This window comes from Aeromonas diversa CDC 2478-85 (genome assembly GCF_000819805.1).
Taxonomy (GTDB): domain Bacteria; phylum Pseudomonadota; class Gammaproteobacteria; order Enterobacterales; family Aeromonadaceae; genus Aeromonas; species Aeromonas diversa.
Genome location: NZ_CDCE01000024.1, coordinates 1 through 828, shown reverse-complemented (window position 1 = coordinate 828; position 828 = coordinate 1). Strand labels below are relative to the sequence as shown.

Annotated in this window: 1 protein-coding gene; it reads left to right on the top strand. The window is 58.7% G+C overall.

Annotated elements, in window-relative coordinates; all coding sequences use genetic code 11:
- Positions 1–828: elongation factor Tu (tuf, locus tag BN1121_RS08110; protein WP_082038235.1), on the top strand; the 828-nt coding region annotated here is incomplete at both ends.

Here is an 828-nt window from a genome sequence, read left to right as displayed (position 1 = left end):
ACCATCGGCCACGTTGACCACGGTAAAACCACCCTGACCGCCGCTATCACCAACGTGCTGGCCAAGCACTTCGGTGGTAAGGCCTTCGCCTTCGACCAGATCGACAAGGCCCCGGAAGAGCGTGAGCGTGGTATCACCATCAACACCTCCCACGTAGAATACGACACCGCTACCCGTCACTACGCTCACGTAGATTGCCCGGGTCACGCCGACTACGTTAAGAACATGATCACCGGTGCTGCCCAGATGGACGGCGCTATTCTGGTAGTAGCTGCTACCGACGGCCCGATGCCGCAGACCCGTGAGCACATCCTGCTGGGTCGCCAGGTAGGCGTACCGTACATCATCGTGTTCATGAACAAGTGCGACATGGTTGATGACGAAGAGCTGCTCGAGCTGGTAGAGATGGAAGTGCGTGAGCTGCTGTCCGAGTACGACTTCCCGGGCGACGACCTGCCGGTAGTACGTGGCTCTGCCCTGAAGGCGCTGGAAGGCGACGCTCAGTGGGAAGAGAAGATCCTGGAGCTGGCCGGTCACCTGGATACCTACATCCCGGAGCCGGAGCGTGCCATCGACATGCCGTTCCTGATGCCGATCGAAGACGTCTTCTCCATCGCAGGTCGTGGTACCGTAGTTACCGGTCGTGTAGAGCGCGGTATCGTGAAGGTTGGTGAAGAAGTTGAGATCGTTGGTATCAAAGACACCACCAAGACCACCTGTACCGGTGTTGAAATGTTCCGTAAGCTGCTGGACGAAGGTCGTGCAGGCGAGAACATCGGCGCCCTGCTGCGTGGCGTGAAGCGTGAAGACGTAGAGCGTGGTCAGGTA